Below are 12,310 nucleotides of genomic sequence, written 5' to 3'. Positions count from 1 at the left end.
TGTTTTTTTTTTTTTTTTATTTTGTTTTTTTTTGTGTTGGGGTTTTTTTTTTTTTTTTAACTTGGGGCGGTGGGTGGGGTGCGGGGGTGGGTCAGGAGGAGGGGAGGAGTTCGTGGGTGGTCTTGCGTTCGGCGTAGAAGGAGAGGAAGGGGATGGTGCCGGCTAGGGCGACCAGGAGGAGGCGGGGGAAGCTCCAGCGGACTCTGCGGAAGAGGTCGAAGGTGGCGAGCAGGTAGACCATGTAGAGGAAGCCGTGGAGCGGGCCGACCACGTTCATCGCTGCGGGGTTGTCGCCCAGGTATTTGAGGGGCATCGCGATGAAGAGCAGGACCAGGAGCATGACGCCGACGATGTAGGCGATGACCCGGTAGCGGGTCAGGGCGCCTCGGGTGGCCGCCGAGAGGGCGGGGGTCGGGGTGCTGGTCTGGCTGGCGGGGTCTGCGGGGGAGGTCACCTTGAAAAGGTACCGCTTGCTGGAGATGGGGCTCTGAGGCGGTCGGGGTGGGCGGACATGGGACGGAGCTCTGGGGGCGTTGAGCTAGATGGGCGTCGGGACACTGCCATGCGGCGGTCGGGGTGGGTGGGTATGGGGCAGCGTCGCGCGCCGTGCGACGTGGGTGGGCATGGGACAGCGCGACCGGGCGGCGAGGCGGCTGGTTGTGGGACAGCGCGACCGGGCGGCGGACGTGGCTGGGTATGGGCAGCGTCGCGGGGCGGGCGAAGTGGGGGCGGGACGGTGCGACGGGGCGGCGGCTAGGCCAGATCGACCCGGTCGTCCGTTGGTGGCGGCGACCGCGGTGATCGTCGCGCCGGCGCGATGGGGCGGCCGAGGTAGCTGGGTGTGGGTGCGGCCGGCGCGGAGGTGGGGGCTCGGTGTTGGGGCGAGCTGGGCCGGGTTAGTTGGTTGCTGGGTCGCGGTGGGCGTCGCGGACCATGCGGTTCCACATCCAGAGGGTGAAGAGGGCGAAGATCCACCATTGGAAGGCGTAGGCGACGTTGCGGAGGCCGGCGTGGTCCGTCGGGGGAGCGGGGGGCGGGACGATGGCGGGGGCGTCGGCCGAGGCGGGCGTGGGGGACGCCGGGGTGGGGGAGGTGGGCGACGCGGGGGTGGGGGAGGTGGGCGACGTGGGGGTGGCGGAGGACATGACTACGAAGGCGTCGTAGAGGCGGTAGTTGACCAGGTGGACGATGGTGGGGATTCGGAGGGATTGCAGGATGCGGGACTTGGTGTCGTCGCCGGAGGCGTCCTGGGCTTCTGAGGAGACGACGGAGCCGGTGAGGTTGACTCGGCCGGCGGGTGGCTTCGCTGCTGGGTGCGAGGGCGTGGGCACCCAACCGCGGACGATCATCACGGCGCCGGAGGTGGGGGCGGCAACATCCGGGCCGGGATCGGTGCCGTCCAGGAGGAGGGGAGTGACGACCCAGAAGCCGTTGCGGTCTCCGAGGCGGCGGTCGGAGATGTAGAGCTGGTCGGCTGCGGGGCCCCAGGTGCCGGTGACGGTGACTCGGCGGCCGACGGCCTTCGAGGGGAGGCCGTCGTTGATGGAGAAGAGGGACTGCAGCGGCACCGGAGCGCCGGCCGCTCGGGCGGCCGTGGCCTTCGCGGTTTTGGAGTGGTACACGTCCAGCTGCCAGACGCCGAGCACCGACATCACCGCAGCGATCGCGAGCGCCAGCGCAAGCAAGCCGAGCCAGCGCGGTGTCAGGATCGTGCGCCACAACGGTCGCGCTGGCTGAGTGACCGGTACTGGGGTCTCAGTGGTCGGCGCGACTGGCATCAGTACCTCAACGTGCTGCGGCTGCGGCCAACAGGTCGCGGCAGAGTACGCCCAGCTCGATCCCCGCGGCCTCGGCAGCCAGCGGGACGAGCGAAGTCTCAGTCATCCCCGGAGCCACGTTGACCTCCAGGAACCACGGCACACCAGAGGCGTCCACCACCAGGTCCGAGCGCGACAGGTCCCGCAACCCGAGCGCCTTGTGCGCGGTGATCGCGGCGTCGGCGCAAGCCTGAGCCACCGCAGGACCAAGGCGGGCCGGCACGATGAACTGCGTAGCCCCGGCCGTGTAGCGAGCCTCGTAGTCGTAGAACCCCGAGTCCGGCTGAATCTCCACCGCCGGCAGCGGCCGCGGACCGTCGCCGGTATCGACCACCGTCACGGCGACCTCGGTCCCCACGATGAACCGCTCGATCAGCGCGACCGGCCCATAGGCGTAGCTGTTCACCATCGCCGACGGCAGATCCTCGACCGCGCGCACGATCGACGCACCGAGCGCCGAACCACCACGAGCCGGCTTCACCACAAGCGGAAGACCGATCTGAGCAACCACGGCCTCCATCAATGCCGCAGCGCCAAGCTCCCGGAAAGTGTCGTGGCCGAGGACGATCGACTGCGGTGTGTGCAGACCGGCCGTCCCGACCATCGTGCTCGCGACCGGCTTGTCGAACGCGGTCCGGCAAGCGGCCGCATCGGCGCCGACGTACGGAACGCCGTACAGGTCGAGGACCTGGCGGAGCGCGCCGTCCTCGCCGGTGACGCCGTGCAGGACCGGGAAGATCGCATCGGGTGGATCGTTGCGTAGCCGGTCGACCAGGCTCGCGTCGACATCGCGCTGCTCGACCTCCACGCCGACGCTGCGCAGCGCCTCGGCCACGCGTCGGCCGGAGCGCAGCGAGACGTCGCGCTCGTGCGACAGTCCACCGGCAAGTACCAGCACTCGACCCAGATCACTCATAGAACTTTCCCGATCACTCGTGGGCGACTCCGGCGGGGCGCCGGTCCCGAGGCCCATTCGAACGGTACCGCTACCCGTTGGCGGACCGTGGAGCCGCCCGAAGATCCATGCGCAACCTTTGCGCGGGACCCATCAGCTCAGCTCCGGTCCCGGAGCGTCGTAATTGTGGCCGTGGCCGGCCGGCAGCGGACCGAAGGTCTGCCGGAGCTCGAGCTCCTCGTTGATCACCGCGGACAACCGGGCGACCCCTTCGGTGATCCGTTCCGGAGTCGGATGACAGTACGAGAGCCGCATGCACTGGGAGCCGAAACCGTCCGCGAAGAAGGCGGTTCCGGGCACATAGGCCACTCGCGCGGTGACGGCGCGCGGCAGCATCGCCTTCGAGTCGAGTCCCTCCGGCAAGGTCAGCCAGACGTAGAACCCGCCACCGGGCCGGGTCCAGGTCGTTGCTGCAGGCATCTTGTCCGCCAGGGCCGCGAGCATCGCGTCCCGACGCTCGCGATACATCTCGCGGAACTGCTTCACCTGCCCCATCCAGTCGTGCCGGGTCAGGTAGGACGAGATCGCGAGCTGGCTGAAGACCGGCGGGCACAAGGTCGCCGACTCCTGCGCCAGCACGAGTTTCTCCCGTACGGCGTGCGGCGCCGCGACCCAGCCGACCCGGAAGCCCGGCGCGAACGTCTTCGAGAACGAGCCGAGGTAGATGACGCCTTCGCGGTCGTCCGCGCGCAACGCCGGCAGCGGATCGCCGTCGAACCCGAGCAGCCCATAGGGGTTGTCCTCGAGCACCAGCAAGGAAGCCCGCTGACAGATCTCCAGCACCCGGCGGCGCCGCTCCAGCGACATCGAGATGCCGGCCGGGTTGTGGAAGTTCGGGATCGTGTAGAAGAACTTGATCTTCTTGCCGGCCGCCCGGACCGTCTCGATCGCCTGCTCCAGCGCCTCCGGCAGCACACCGTTGTCGTCCATCGCGACGTGCACGACCTCGCACTGGTAAGCGCGAAAAACGCCGAGCGCCCCGACGTACGACGGAGCCTCGCAGAGCACCACGTCGCCCGGATCGCAGAACACCCGGGTGACCAGGTCCACCGCCTGCTGGCTGCCGACCGTGATCACCACGTCGTCGGGATGCGCGTCGATGCCCTCGATCCGCATCACGTCGCAGATCTGCTCGCGCAAGCCGGGATCGCCCTGGCCGGAGCCGTACTGCATCGCGGTCGAGCCGTGGTCGATCACCAGGTCGCGGACCGCGCTGCCGACCACGTCGAGCGGCAGCCCGGCGATGTTCGGCATCCCGCCGGCCAGTGAGACGACCTCCGGCCGGCTGGCGACCGAGAAGAGCGCTCGGATCTCCGATGCGGTCATGCCCTTGGTCCGTGCTGCGTACCGGTCGACGTAGTTGTCGAGACGGGTCTGCCGGACATCGGGCAGGTCAGCACTCACGGTGGCGCTCCAAGACGGACTCGAGGGGAAGGTCCAGGTTACGCCGAAGTAGCCACCCGTGTTCGCGTGCCCGGGCTGCCGATCGGCGCGACCTCTCACTACCATGCCTTATAGGGGAAAGTTCGGCCACGCCACCGACTGGTGGCTGAGACGGCCGTCCAGGACCCTGCACACCTGGAAGGCAGGATCAGGATGAGCGTGGGCAAGACGTTCGGCTGGACCCTCGGCGGGCTGCTACTCGGCGTACTGGCCGGGTTCGCCGGGGAGTTGTTCCGGCGCCAGCCGGCGGCCAAGGTGCAGCAACGGTACGTCGCTCCGCAGGCGGCCCGGACCCCCGACGCCAGAACCCCGGCCCCGGCTGCTCGATGAGGTTCTGATGGGCCGCCGGCTGGAACCGCTGACACTCGCCAACCTCGGTGAGCTGCCTGCGCCCTGCCGTGCCTGCGTCTTCTGGGAGCTCGATCCGGTCGCCGCCCGGCAGGCCGGGCGCACGGGTGACACCGCACTGGAGAAGGAAGCTTGGCTCTCCCAGCTGCTGCTCGACTGGGGTACGGCGGGAGTCGTCCTGTTCGTCGACGACGAGCCCGCCGGGTACGCCGTGTACGCGCCGGCCGCCTATCTCCCCAGGATCCAGGCCTTCCCGACCGCCCCGGTCAGCCCGGATGCCGTCGTCCTCGCGACCGGCCGGGTGCAACCGCGCTACCTCGGGATGGGCCTCGGCAAGGTTCTCGTCCAGGCCGTCGCCAAGGACGTGCTGAAACGCGGATTCCGCGCGGTCGAAGCGTTCGGTGACTCCCGCTGGGACGGACCGGACTGCGTCTGGCCGACCGACTTCCTGCGCGCGGTGGGCTTCGGCGTCGTCCGGGAGCATCCCCGCAATCCACGGCTCAGGCTGGATCTGCGCTCGACGGTGACGTGGCGCAGTGAGACGGCGGCCGCGGTCGAGCGGTTGATCGGCGTCATCCGCCCAGAACATTCGCCGCCGGCGCCGGTGACAGTGCGCGACGGACTGAGTCGCGAGCCGCTGAAGTAGTGGCGATCTTCCTGGCCGACGTCGTGATGGTGGTGCACGGCGCCTTGCTGGTCTTCTTCCTGATCGGCGGCTTCCTCGCCTGGCGGTGGCCGAAGGTGATCTGGGCGCACCTGTTCGTCGGCCTCTGGAACCTCAGCATCGTCATCCTCGACTTCGGCTGCCCGGTGACAGCGCTGGAGAAAAACCTCCGCCGCCGCGGCGGCGAGCAGCCGTACGCCGGTGGCTTCATCCAGCACTACATCGACGGCACCGTCTACCCGGCCGGCTACACCTGGGTCGCCGAGAAGGTCGGCTTCGCGCTGCTGGTGATCTCCTACATCGGCTTCTTCGTACTACGGAGAAGGAGACGGCGCACCTGAGTCAGGGACCTTTCAGTGGAGACCCCGACGAAGGCAGCCCTCTTCGCACGCATACTGGTAGCCGTGTCCATCACTCGAGCCAGTCAGACACCGGTCGAGAGCTACCTGACCGAGATGAACCGCGCCTTGCAGGGCCCTCGGCGTCGGCGTGCGGACCTGATGGCCGAAGCACGGGACAGTCTCGAGGACGCCACCGAGGCCTTCGAGGCGGACGGACTGGATCGCTACCAGGCCGAGCAGCACGCCGTCGCGGACTTCGGCGAGCTCGACGAGGTGGTTCCCGGCTATCGCGCAGAGCTCGGGATCGCGCAAGGACGGCGTACGGCGCTGGCGTTGTGCCTGGTGTTGCTGGCTCAGCCGATCGTCTGGCTCGACGGTGCCTGGAGCTGGACCCAGCACTCCGGCATGCCCGCGCCGTTCTCAGTGTTCTTGAACCAATTCGTGATGCTGGTCGGTGGGACCGCGATCGCCGGGACCGTTGTCGCTCTGCTGGCTTCGGGGGTCGGACTGCGCTACCCGGCGGTCCGCGATCGCGTGACCAGGGCGACGGGTGTCTTCGGGCTCCTCAGCAGTGGCGCCGTCAGTGTTGTCGGGGTCGCCATGGCGACCACCAGTGCAGTCGCCAATCACGCCGGCGTGGGCGGCTTCGGGATCGTGTTCGTGTTCGTCGTGCTCCCGCTAGTGCTGGTGGGCCGGGCGGCCCACCGCTGCCTACGCCTGGCCTGACGCGCCGCGCGGCCGTAGTACGCCCTCGACAACGGCGCGGAACGCGTCCCACTCGCTCTTGCCGGTGGCGAGCATCTTCTGACCGGCCGACGTGAGCTGGTACGTACGCCGCTTGCGCCCGCCCACCGTGCTCCACTCGCTCGCCAGATAGCCGGCGCGCTCGAGCCGTCGCAACGCCGGGTAGAGCGTGCCCGTCGGCAGATCCAGCTCACCACCGCTGCGCTCCAGCAGGGCCTCCATGATCGCGTAGCCGTGCAGGGGCTCGTGCTCGACCACGGCCAGGATCATCGGGTCCAGGTGCCCTCGCAGCGCATCCGCCTTCATGTAGCCAGTCTACTCATACGCCTGCTAGTGTCGAGAGGCAACATGTAGCTGAGCTACATATGACCGCCAGGAGGCACCCGGATGACCGCGCAGACCACCATCCAGCGACCCGGGCAGGATCAGCAGCCGCCCGGCGGACTCCTGCACCGGGTCTCCGGCTGGGCCATGCGCCGGGCCGGCCTGGCGGTCTTCCTCTGGGTGCTCGCGCTCGTCGCGGTCACCGTTGCCTCGACGCTGGTCGGCAGCGCCTACCGCAACGACAACTCGCTGCCCGGCACCGACTCCCAGAAGGTGATCGACACCTTCCGCGCACACCAGCCGCAGGGCGAGACCGACTCGATCCAGATCGTCCTGTACGCCGGCAGCGGGCTGGCCACCCAGCGCGCCCGGATCGACCCGATGCTGGCAGCCGTCGGCAAGCTTCCGCACGTCGCAGCGGTCGCGAAGCCCGCCGAATCGCAGGACGGCCGGACGGCGTACGCGACCGTCGCACTCGATGTCGCAGCAGCGGACATGCCGGCCGAGGACGCTCGCGCGATCATCCACAAGGCGCAGGAGATCTCGACCGACGGACTCCAGGTAGAGCTGGGCGGAGACGTGGTCCGCAATGCTCAGGAGAGCGCCGGCGGTGCGTCCGAAGGCGCCGGAATCCTTGCAGCGTTGGTGATTCTCGTCCTGCTCTTCGGTTCCCTGCTCGCCGCGACCCTGCCACTGCTGACCGCGATCTTCGCCGTCGGCAGCACGCTCGGCCTGCTCGTCCTGGCAAGCCACTTCTTCAGCGTGCCCTCCTACACCGCACCAGTGATGATGCTGGTCGGCCTGGGCGTCGGCATCGACTACGCGTTGCTGATCTTCTCCCGCTACCGCAGCGAACTGCTCGATGGTGCTGATCGCCAAGAGGCAGGTCGCAAGGCTCTCGACACAGCGGGTCGCTCGGTGCTGTTCGCAGGCTGCACAGTCGTCATCGCCCTCCTCGGCCTGCTGGCTCTCGGACTCGGTTCCCTGCAAGGCGTCGCGCTCGGCGTGACGCTGACAGTCCTCATGACCATGCTGGCCGCAGTCAGCCTCCTACCGGCTCTACTCACCCTCTTCGGCAAGCGGATCGAGCGCAGTGTCCGCAAGCACGCCGCCAAGTCGCGACGCACTCCCGGTGACGGCTGGCGGAAGCTGGCCTCGCTGGTGCAGCGCGGTCCGTGGGTGCCGCTCGTGCTCGGAACCGTTGCCCTCGCAGCGCTCTGCTTGCCGGCGCTCGATCTGCGGCTCGGATTCGCCGACGCGGGCACGGATGCTCCGGCGAAGACCAGCCGGAAGGCGTACGACTTGCTGGCCCAGGGATTCGGGCCCGGCTTCAACGGTCCACTGATTGTCGTCTCGCAAGGCGATGAGGCCGCCGCGAACGCCCTCGGTCGCACCCTCGCCAACGACCCCGGCATCGCCGCGGTCACACCAGCGCAGCTGATGGCCGACGGCAAGGTCGCCACCGTGATGGCGTTCCCCAGGTCCGCCCCGCAGGACAAGGCGACCAGCGATCTCGTCGAGCGACTGCGGGACAAGACCCTGCCCGCACTGGAGACGCAGACGAAGGCCACCTATCTCATCGGTGGAGCAACAGCGGCCGCCGACGACTTCGCGGGCGCCGTCAGCAACCGGCTGCCGATCTTCGTGCTGGTCGTCGTCGGCCTCTCGGCGCTGCTGTTGACGGCAGTCTTCCGATCGATACTGATCCCCTTGAAGGCAGCGCTGCTCAACTTGCTCAGCATCGGTGCCTCGCTCGGTGTGATCACGCTTGTCTTCCAGCAGGGCTGGCTCGGCGCCCAGAAGGGCCCGATCGAGGCGTTCGTCCCGGTGATGATCTTCGCGATCGTCTTCGGTCTCTCGATGGACTACGAGGTCTTCCTGGTCTCCCGCATCCACGAGGAGTGGCGGCGCACCGGAGACGCGCAGAACGCCGTACGGGAAGGGCTTGCGCATACCGGCAGCGTGATCACCGCGGCGGCCGCGATCATGATCGTCGTGTTCGGGGCCTTCCTGCTCAGCCCGGACCGGATGCTGAAGCAGTTCGGTCTCGGGCTCGCGGTCGCCGTGCTGCTGGACGCTCTCCTGATCCGCTGCGTGATAGTCCCTGCCGTACTACGGTTGCTCGGCGACCGCGCCTGGTGGCTACCCCGCGGCCTCGATCGCGTCCTTCCGAAGATCGCGCTCGAACGCGACTGACGGGTCAGACGGTGAGTTGGCCGAAGCGGAGCATGCCGGTGGCGGCGTCCTGCTCCGGCGGGAGGTACACCCGCTGGATCGCGACCACGATCGCCTCGGCCACCACGTCGCGGAAGGCCGGGTCAGCGAGCCGCGACGAGTCGTGCGGGTTCGTCACGTAACCGATCTCCAGCCGGACCGCCGGCATCTTCGTCCGCCGCAGCAGGTCCCAGGTCTTCGCGTGCGTGCGGCAGTTCAGCAGATCGGTGCGGGCGACAACTTCGCGCTGCACCAGACCGGCGAACTGCTCGCCCACGCTGGACGAGGCGCCGTGCAGATCGGCGCCGTAGTAGTACGTCGCGACGCCCTGCGCAGCCGGGTTCATCGAACCGTCGGTGTGCAGCGAGACGCACAGATTCGCGTCCGTCTCGTTGGCGAAGGCAGCGCGGGCCAGCTCGTCCGGACCCTGATCCCGGCCGCGGGACAGATAAGCCCGTACGCCGGTCGCGCCGAGGCGACCCTCGATCCGCGCAGCCAGGTCGTAGGCCACGTCGGACTCGCGCAGCCCGAAGCCCTCCCAGCCGTAGTCGAACCCACCATGCCCGGGGTCGATCACCACGGTCTTGCCCGACAACCGCGGACCGGCCGCGCGAACAGCCTCCGAGGCGCGCAACGCGTCCGGCCGACCGCCGGTCGCCATCGGGCGGATCCGCTGCAGCGCCTTGAAGGTGGACGGGCCGCAGGTGCCGTCGGACGGCAGGCCCATGTTGCGCTGGAACTCGGTCACCGCGCGCTGGGTGTCCGGTCCGAAGATGCCGTCCACCCGAGCGACGGCGAACCCGAGCTCCTGCAGTTTCGCCTGCAGGCTGGCCACGTCGTCGCCGGTGAGCGGATGCGACGGGACGTACGTCAGCAGCCGGTCGCCCAGCCGCCAGCGGGCGTCATCGATCGCGCGATAGGTCTGTGGACCGACGATGCCGTCGATCATCAGTCCCCGGGCCTGCTGGAACCCCCGGACGGCCTGAGCGGTCGCCTCGTCGTACACGTAGTGATCACCAGGTTGCAGCAGGCCGAGCCGCTGCAGCTTGCCGATAATCTCGGCGACTGCTTCCCCACTGTCGCCGATTCGGTAGATCCGTGCGCCATCCGACGAATTGCCGACCATCAATGCTCCTTGCCGTGCGGCGGAAAAGTGTCCTGACCCGGAGGTCAGGACACCCGGTACTACGTTCAGCCGGTGAAAGCAGCCAGTTCCTTCAGCAGCGCGGCCTTCGGCTTCGCGCCCACGATGGACTTGGCCAGCTCACCGTTCACGTAGACATTGATGGTAGGGATACCGGTGACGCGGTAGTTGCTCGGGGTGACCGGGTTCTCGTCGACGTTCATCTTCAGGAAGGTCAGCTTGTCGCTGTGCTCGCCGGCCAGCTCCTCCAGGATCGGGGAGACCTGACGGCACGGGCCACACCACTCGGCCCAGAAGTCCACCAGGACGGGCTTGTCGCTCTTCAGGACCGTGCTGTCGAACTCGGCGTCGGTCACAGCGTTCATCTTCTCGCCCATGGCGATCTCCTTCGGTTGGTGCTCGAGGTGGTGTGTCAGGTGGTGCGGGGGTCAGACGCCGACCGGCTCGGTGGCCGCGGCGACCGCCGAGTTCGAGACGTCTTCCAGCGTGGCCAGGAAACGCTCGGCGTCCAGCGCGGCCGAACAGCCGGTGCCGGCTGCCGTGATGGCCTGGCGGTAGGTGTGGTCGACCAGGTCGCCGGCCGCGAAGACGCCCGGCAGGTTGGTCTTGGTGGAGCCGTTCTGAACCAGGACGTAGCCCTCGTCGTCCAGGTGGATCTGACCCTTGACCAGCTCCGAGCGCGGGTCGTGACCGATGGCGATGAACAGGCCGGTGACCGGCAGCTCGCGGGTGGCTCCGGTGACGGTGTCCCGCAGGGTGATCCCGGTCAGCTTGTCCTCGCCGTGGATCGCGGCCACCTCGGAGTTCCAGGCGAATTCGATCTTGTCGTTGGCGAAGGCCCGCTCGGCCATGATCTTCGAGGCGCGCAGCTCGTCGCGACGGTGCACGATCGTCACCTTGTCGGCGAACCGGGTCAGGAAGGTGGCCTCCTCGATCGCGGTGTCGCCACCGCCGATGACGGCGATCTCGTGCTGACGGAAGAAGAACCCGTCACAGGTCGCACACCAGGACACGCCGTGGCCGGACAGCCGCTCCTCGTGCTCCAGGCCCAGCTTGCGGTAACCCGAGCCCATCGCCAGGATCACCGTCTTGGCCCGGTGCACGGTGCCGGCCGAGTCGGTGACCGACTTGATGTCACCGGTCAGGTCGACCGCGACGATGTCGTCGGCGACCAGCTCCGCACCGAAGCGCTCGGCCTGGGTCCGCATCTCGTCCATCAGCGCCGGGCCCATGATGCCCGCGGAGAAGCCGGGGTAGTTCTCCACCTCGGTCGTGGTCATCAGCGCGCCACCAGCGGTGACCGAGCCTTCGAAGACCAGCGGGGCCAGCTGCGCACGGGCCGCGTACACCGCGGCTGTGTATCCGGCCGGGCCGGAGCCGATGATGATGACGTTGCGGACGCCTGCGTCGCTCATGAAGTGGGTTCCTCGGTTTGTCGTCGAGTGGTACGTCGTACTCAACGGATCCTAGAGGCCGACCATTCCCACGGTACCCATCCCGGGCCGCCTGTACCGCAACGGCTCACGGGCCGGCGATCACCGGTTGCGCAACGTCACCGTGGTGTCGTAGAACGGGCTGGCGACGCCCCCGGAATCACTACAACCGGTTACCACGAAGACCCGAACCTCGTGCGGCGAAGCGCCCCGCAGACCGATCATCGTGGCGCGCTTGCCGTCCACTGTGACCGGCTGCACCAACTCCAGTTGCGGACTCGTCCGGGCGGCGGCGAAGGTCTGTGCGCAGGCCTTCTCCGACTCGTTCCCGTGCAGCACCGGGCCGCTGGCCTTCTCCAGCCACTTCTGCGCCTGGGGACCCACGCGCTCGGTGGTCAGGGTGAACGGGTCCGGAGGCGGAGTGTTGGTGAGACCCGCGGAGCCGTCGTCGCTGCGGTCCATCGTGCTGATCACCACACCGGCACCGGCCGCCGCGACGGCGAGCACTGCGGCAGCGGTAAGCAGCAGCTTCGGCAGGTGGCGACGCGGCTCCTCACGGATTTGAGCCAGGGAATGTACGCCGACGGTCGACGCCCGCAGTACGGACTCGGACACGATGACGGCGTCCAGGTGCTCGGCGACGTCGAGCGGGATCGGGATGTCGGCGCGACCCTCGTCGGCGAGATCCTCGCTCAGCTGCAGCAACGCGTCGTACGTCTGCTGGCAGTCGGGACACGCCTTCACATGCTCACGAGCGCGATGCGCGTCCGCCGCGGGCAGCAGGTTCTCGATCAGGTCGGCGATCGTGTCGGTGGACAGATGCTCGAGGTGCTCACTGGTCGGCAGACCCGGGTCGGTCATCGGGAACTCGCCCCCTGATGGG

14 protein-coding genes are annotated in these 12,310 nt (G+C 68.4%); 5 read left to right on the top strand and 9 right to left on the bottom strand.

Annotated elements, in window-relative coordinates; genetic code table 11:
- Window positions 1-91: 91 nt before the first annotated feature.
- The 4 genes from ABZ004_RS07525 to ABZ004_RS07510 all read right to left on the bottom strand — a co-directional run bounded on the left by ABZ004_RS07525 (window position 92) and on the right by ABZ004_RS07510 (window position 4,176).
- The gene (locus ABZ004_RS07525) at window positions 92-454 is read right to left on the bottom strand and encodes a DUF3817 domain-containing protein (RefSeq protein WP_355678939.1); all 363 of its coding nucleotides are present in this window, start codon (window positions 452-454) and stop codon (window positions 92-94) included.
- A gap of 442 nt (window positions 455-896) precedes the next feature.
- Window positions 897-1,778, bottom strand: a complete 882-nt coding sequence (locus ABZ004_RS07520) for an SURF1 family protein (protein ID WP_355678938.1) — start codon at window positions 1,776-1,778, stop codon at window positions 897-899.
- Between the two features lie 7 nt (window positions 1,779-1,785).
- A complete protein-coding gene (locus tag ABZ004_RS07515) occupies window positions 1,786-2,733 on the bottom strand; it encodes a D-alanine--D-alanine ligase (protein ID WP_355678937.1) in 948 nt (315 codons plus the stop codon).
- 132 nt (window positions 2,734-2,865) lie between these two features.
- The gene (locus tag ABZ004_RS07510; RefSeq protein WP_355678936.1) at window positions 2,866-4,176 is read right to left on the bottom strand and encodes a PLP-dependent aminotransferase family protein; all 1,311 of its coding nucleotides are present in this window, start codon (window positions 4,174-4,176) and stop codon (window positions 2,866-2,868) included.
- A 192-nt stretch (window positions 4,177-4,368) separates the two neighbouring features.
- On the opposite strand from ABZ004_RS07510, the gene ABZ004_RS07505 reads away from it, so the two are divergent.
- The 4 genes from ABZ004_RS07505 (at window position 4,369) to ABZ004_RS07490 (ending at window position 6,294) form a co-directional block, all read left to right on the top strand.
- Window positions 4,369-4,545 (top strand): hypothetical protein, encoded by a 177-nt coding sequence (locus ABZ004_RS07505; RefSeq protein ID WP_355678935.1) that lies wholly within the window; start codon window positions 4,369-4,371, stop codon window positions 4,543-4,545.
- A 7-nt stretch (window positions 4,546-4,552) separates the two neighbouring features.
- A complete protein-coding gene (locus ABZ004_RS07500) occupies window positions 4,553-5,209 on the top strand; it encodes a GNAT family N-acetyltransferase (RefSeq protein ID WP_355678934.1) in 657 nt (218 codons plus the stop codon).
- On the top strand, window positions 5,209-5,568 hold the full coding sequence (locus ABZ004_RS07495; RefSeq protein ID WP_355678933.1) for a DUF2784 domain-containing protein: 360 nt from the start codon (window positions 5,209-5,211) through the stop codon (window positions 5,566-5,568). Before ABZ004_RS07500 ends, ABZ004_RS07495 begins: the two co-directional genes overlap by 1 nt.
- Before the next feature lie 63 nt (window positions 5,569-5,631).
- Window positions 5,632-6,294 carry a permease prefix domain 1-containing protein gene (locus tag ABZ004_RS07490; protein ID WP_355678932.1) on the top strand — a complete coding sequence of 221 codons (663 nt, stop codon included), beginning with the start codon at window positions 5,632-5,634 and terminating at the stop codon, window positions 6,292-6,294.
- Here ABZ004_RS07490 and ABZ004_RS07485 read toward each other — a convergent pair.
- The gene (locus ABZ004_RS07485) at window positions 6,280-6,618 is read right to left on the bottom strand and encodes a helix-turn-helix transcriptional regulator (protein WP_355678931.1); all 339 of its coding nucleotides are present in this window, start codon (window positions 6,616-6,618) and stop codon (window positions 6,280-6,282) included. The genes ABZ004_RS07490 and ABZ004_RS07485 overlap by 15 nt on opposite strands.
- An 81-nt stretch (window positions 6,619-6,699) precedes the next feature.
- Between ABZ004_RS07485 and ABZ004_RS07480 the strand changes: the two genes are divergently transcribed.
- Window positions 6,700-8,832 (top strand): MMPL family transporter, encoded by a 2,133-nt coding sequence (locus ABZ004_RS07480; RefSeq protein ID WP_355678930.1) that lies wholly within the window; start codon window positions 6,700-6,702, stop codon window positions 8,830-8,832.
- Window positions 8,833-8,836: 4 nt separating this feature from the next.
- Here the strand turns inward: ABZ004_RS07480 and ABZ004_RS07475 are convergent, their stop codons facing one another.
- The 4 genes from ABZ004_RS07475 to ABZ004_RS07460 all read right to left on the bottom strand — a co-directional run bounded on the left by ABZ004_RS07475 (window position 8,837) and on the right by ABZ004_RS07460 (window position 12,288).
- The gene (locus ABZ004_RS07475; RefSeq protein ID WP_355678929.1) at window positions 8,837-9,976 is read right to left on the bottom strand and encodes an N-acetylmuramoyl-L-alanine amidase; all 1,140 of its coding nucleotides are present in this window, start codon (window positions 9,974-9,976) and stop codon (window positions 8,837-8,839) included.
- 65 nt (window positions 9,977-10,041) lie between these two features.
- Window positions 10,042-10,371 (bottom strand): thioredoxin, encoded by a 330-nt coding sequence (gene trxA, locus ABZ004_RS07470; protein ID WP_112245051.1) that lies wholly within the window; start codon window positions 10,369-10,371, stop codon window positions 10,042-10,044.
- Between the two features lie 51 nt (window positions 10,372-10,422).
- Window positions 10,423-11,409, bottom strand: coding sequence for a thioredoxin-disulfide reductase (gene trxB / locus ABZ004_RS07465; protein WP_355678928.1), 987 nt, complete (start codon window positions 11,407-11,409; stop codon window positions 10,423-10,425).
- A 120-nt stretch (window positions 11,410-11,529) separates the two neighbouring features.
- Window positions 11,530-12,288: a hypothetical protein gene (locus ABZ004_RS07460; RefSeq protein ID WP_355678927.1), complete on the bottom strand. Its 759-nt coding sequence runs from the start codon at window positions 12,286-12,288 to the stop codon at window positions 11,530-11,532.
- Between the last annotated feature and the right edge of the window lie 22 nt (window positions 12,289-12,310).

This window comes from Kribbella sp. NPDC006257, from assembly GCF_040613535.1.
Classification (GTDB): Bacteria; Actinomycetota; Actinomycetes; order Propionibacteriales; family Kribbellaceae; genus Kribbella.
This window is presented reverse-complemented; position numbering and strand designations above follow the sequence as displayed.

Coding starts and splice junctions, on each gene's coding strand:
- ABZ004_RS07520 (WP_355678938.1), bottom strand. CDS start 1,778: ATGCCAGTCGCGCCGACCACTGAGACCCCAGTACCGGTCACTCAGCCA.
- ABZ004_RS07515 (WP_355678937.1), bottom strand. CDS start 2,733: ATGAGTGATCTGGGTCGAGTGCTGGTACTTGCCGGTGGACTGTCGCAC.
- ABZ004_RS07505 (WP_355678935.1), top strand. CDS start 4,369: ATGAGCGTGGGCAAGACGTTCGGCTGGACCCTCGGCGGGCTGCTACTC.
- ABZ004_RS07500 (WP_355678934.1), top strand. CDS start 4,553: ATGGGCCGCCGGCTGGAACCGCTGACACTCGCCAACCTCGGTGAGCTG.
- ABZ004_RS07485 (WP_355678931.1), bottom strand. CDS start 6,618: ATGAAGGCGGATGCGCTGCGAGGGCACCTGGACCCGATGATCCTGGCC.
- ABZ004_RS07480 (WP_355678930.1), top strand. CDS start 6,700: ATGACCGCGCAGACCACCATCCAGCGACCCGGGCAGGATCAGCAGCCG.
- ABZ004_RS07475 (WP_355678929.1), bottom strand. CDS start 9,976: ATGGTCGGCAATTCGTCGGATGGCGCACGGATCTACCGAATCGGCGAC.
- trxA (WP_112245051.1), bottom strand. CDS start 10,371: ATGGGCGAGAAGATGAACGCTGTGACCGACGCCGAGTTCGACAGCACG.
- trxB (WP_355678928.1), bottom strand. CDS start 11,409: ATGAGCGACGCAGGCGTCCGCAACGTCATCATCATCGGCTCCGGCCCG.
- ABZ004_RS07460 (WP_355678927.1), bottom strand. CDS start 12,288: ATGACCGACCCGGGTCTGCCGACCAGTGAGCACCTCGAGCATCTGTCC.